2 protein-coding genes and 1 pseudogene are annotated in these 3,181 nt (G+C 65.3%); all 3 read right to left on the minus strand.

Annotated elements, in window-relative coordinates; all coding sequences use genetic code 11:
* Positions 1-309: pseudogene (locus sphsw_RS03465) on the minus strand (hypothetical protein); the annotation flags it as partial.
* Positions 306-1,571: a putative bifunctional diguanylate cyclase/phosphodiesterase gene (locus sphsw_RS03470; RefSeq protein WP_235188272.1), complete on the minus strand. Its 1,266-nt coding sequence runs from the start codon at positions 1,569-1,571 to the stop codon at positions 306-308. The gene sphsw_RS03470 and the pseudogene sphsw_RS03465, both read right to left, overlap by 4 nt.
* Positions 1,572-2,274: 703 nt before the next feature.
* Positions 2,275-3,181, minus strand: a 907-nt coding sequence (locus tag sphsw_RS03475) for an MFS transporter (protein WP_031439385.1), incomplete at its 5' end; no start/stop codon positions are given.

Genomic DNA, 3,181 nt, shown 5'->3' on the forward strand with positions numbered 1-3,181 from the left:
GTCCCGCGTGGTATAGGTGAAATTCGTCGGCCCCAGCAGATCCTTCGGATCGCGGTCGATCGAATCGCGCAGCACCTGGACCGAAGGATTCATCGGATCGCGCTTCAACGCGGCGTTGATCCGCTTCTTCGCTGCACCACTATCGCCCTGATCCAGCAATAGCAGGATTGCGTCGATCTCGCTCGCCGGCGTCGTCTGCGGCGCAGGCGCCGGTTGCGGTCCCGCCTTGGGCCCATGCGAACAGGCGGTAATCGCAAGCGCGAGCGCCAGCGCGCCGGCCTGCGCGACCTGTCGAGGAGAGAAACTCATGCGGTAAGCCTTTCGGTGATCCGGTCCCGCATCGCGTACGGGTCGATGGCCAGCAACTTCGCGAGCCCGGCGGAATCGCGTGCGAACGCGACGAACTCCGCGCCCTTCAGCGGTGGCGAGAAATAATAGCCCTGGAAATGCGTGCAGCCGTGACGCAACAGCCACTCATATTCCGCGCGTCGCTCGACCCCTTCGGCGAGCACGCGGATGCCGAGCCCGCGCCCCAGCGCGACGATGCTCTGGCAGATCGCTTGGCTGTCGCGCAGCGTATCGACGTTCGTCACGAATTCCCGGTCGATCTTGATCTTGTCGAACGCCAGCGTGCGCAGCGTGCTGAAGCTGGAATAGCCGGTGCCGAAATCGTCGATCGCGATCCGCACGCCAGCCGCCCGCAACGCGTCGAACAGCTGGGTGGCGCGCGTACCGTCGCTCATCGCGACACTCTCGGTCAATTCGATCTCCAGCGCAGCCGCCCCCAGCGAATGCCGCGCAAGCGTGCGTGCGACCAGTGCCGCCATGTCGTCGCGGTCGAGCTGATGCCCCGACACGTTCACCGCGACGCGCAGCGCGTCCAGGCCCTGTGCCTGCCATGATCGCGCCTCCCGCGCAGCGGCGTTGAGGGTCCACATCCCGATTTCGTGCGCCAGCCCCATCGCCTCCATCACCGGCACGAATCGCGACGGCGAGACCTGCCCGAGGGTGGGATGAAACCAGCGGATCAGCGACTCCGCGCCCGACACCCGACCTTCCCCGGCATCGATCAGCGGCTGGTATCGCATTTCCAGTTCGCCGCGCGCGATCGCCTGGCGAAGGTCCTGTTCCAAGGCATACCGCTCGCTGGCCAGGGCTGCGAGATCGAGGACAGGGCTGGCGACCGCGACCACGGCACCGGGCTGTACTGTCAGTGACGCCAACGTGCGGGACAACATCGCCTGCGCGTTCACGCCGTCGGCCGGCATCCTAGCCTGCCGCACGCGAATTTCGGGCAGGATTTCCCGGTCGCCGTCGATCACCACGTCGCCCAGCGCGTATCGCAGCACATCCAGTTCGGTCTGCGCAGCATCCTCGACGACATCCGGGCCGAACCAGATCGCGACGCTGGCGCGATCGACATGCGCAATCAGTCGTTCTTCGGGCAACATCCGCGTCAGCCGGTCGACGATCGTCAGCAGCAGGCGTTCGCCCAGCGCCGGGTCAAACGCGCACAGCCGATCGAAGTCCATGAATCCGATGACACCGAGTACGCCGCGCCCGTCCGCCATCACTCGCTCGATCAACGGCTCGCGGGTAGGCAAGCCGGTAATCGCGTGGCGATGACTGGTGCGATGCTCGACAGCCTTCAGTCGATCCGCGATGGTCGCTACGCTCTGTGCCAGCCTCTCACCACGCGAGGCCGTCGGAGACGTCCCGGCGAGAATTTGCAAATGCCGGATCAGTCGCGACACCCGGCAATGCTGGGCAATCGAATACGCCATTGCTGCGAAAACGAGACAGACTGCAACGGACGCTATGGCGGCGACACTGCGATCGACGAACCGCCACGTGACGATAGCCGCCGCAATTGGTAGTAGCCCGATGCACCAACGCTGCGCAGGCGGAATCGCCGTTGAAAACCCCATAACGACCTGAATAGCGGCCATTATCATACGGATGTGTTAATATAGCCCCGCCTGTGCGTCAGACCTGATTCCCGGATGCTACGCCATTGGTGAATCAGCTCGTCGGACGGAGCGGAGCGATGCGGCAAGGCCGATTCATCGAGGATCACATCATCGGGGCGCGGCGTGAGCATAAATCTGACGTGAAAGCGGCGGAGCTCGTGGCAGGCTTCGAGCGGTACCGCCGTTCTCGTGCCTGTTCCAAGCGACTGGACGCGATCAAAGCTTCACAATCCGCTATCCGCATTCCGCGAGCACACGCCCAAACAGTCCCGGCTGGAGCCATCCGGCTGTCGGTGTTGGCGTCTTAAATCGGTTGATCGACCCAGTCCTGACGGAGCGGTGTCGACGCCAGCCACATGAGCAACGCGGCCACCAGATACAGGACGAGCCCCATGAGCATCGCATAGCGCAACGCTTCGTCGCCATAATGCGCGGCGAGACCGTCCGACAGTGCGCCAAGCGCAAAACTGCCGCCGCCAAGACCGATGAGGTTGTTGATCAGCAGGAACGTCGCCGATGCGGTGGCGCGCATATGCCCGGGTACCAGATGCTGGATCGCCGTGATGACGGGCGCGAGCCAGACATAGGCGAGCGCCTGGGGCACGAGAAAGAAGACGAACGCCGCCGTCACCGAGGACGACAGGATTCCTGCGGCAAACAGGGGCACCGCGATGACGAACGCGATCGCGGGGACGCGCGCGTACATCCGCCGATCGCGCGCACCCAGCCGGTCGCCGAGAATGCCGCCGAGCAGAACGCCGGCAACACCCCCCAGCAACAGCACGCCGCCGTAGAATTGCGCGGTCTCGATCAGGTCGAGCCCGAAGCTCCGCTGCATCAGCGACGGCAGCCAGAAGGCCAGGCCATAGCCAAGCATCGAGCTCGCCGAGGCGCCGAACGCGAGCAGCCAGAAGCTCGGCTTGCGCACGAGAATGCCGAACACGCGGCGGACGGGCTCGCGGTCGCACGCATCGGACCCACGAACCGGCTCGCGCACGCACAGCCGGAACACCGGTGCGAGCACCAGCCCCGCGACACCGACCACGATGAACGCGGTCCGCCAGTCGATCGACGTCGCGATATAGCCGCCGAGCATCACGCCGGCTGCCGACCCGAGCGGGATGCCGAGCGAGTATACTGCGAGCGCGCGCGCACGGCGATGGGGCGGGAACGTGTCTGCGATCACGGCATAGGACGGCGCGACGCCCCCC

The sequence above is a fragment of the Sphingomonas sp. FUKUSWIS1 genome, assembly GCF_000733135.1.
Lineage (GTDB): Bacteria > Pseudomonadota > Alphaproteobacteria > Sphingomonadales > Sphingomonadaceae > Sphingomonas > Sphingomonas aerolata.